Origin of the sequence: Paraburkholderia sp. J69-1 (assembly GCF_905220255.1) — a bacterium.
Lineage (GTDB): Bacteria > Pseudomonadota > Gammaproteobacteria > Burkholderiales > Burkholderiaceae > Paraburkholderia.
Map to the genome: position 1 here is coordinate 1 of NZ_CAJMZG010000117.1, position 251 is coordinate 251.

Below are 251 nucleotides of genomic sequence, written 5' to 3' on the forward strand. Positions count from 1 at the left end.
ATAAGGAGCCTGACGATTACCTACTTTCACACGGGCAATCCGCACTATCATCGGCGTGGAGTTGTTTCACGGTCCTGTTCGGGATGGGAAGGGGTGGGACCAACTCGCTATGGTCATCAGGCTTTGACGGGTTGCTGCGTCGCGCGGGTTGATGTTCAACCTGGCGCCACAGCCAATCGGGAAGAAGCGTAAAGAGTGTGTGTTGCTGAATTGGGGTTGTGTTGTTTCAGGCACAACACGTGATCTCAACC

The 251-nt window shown here is 54.2% G+C and carries 1 rRNA gene; it reads right to left on the reverse strand.

The features are described 5' to 3' along the window. Window positions 1-7 precede the first annotated feature (7 nt). A 5S ribosomal RNA gene (gene rrf / locus U5A67_RS40645) occupies window positions 8-121 on the reverse strand. Window positions 122-251: the final 130 nt, after the last annotated feature.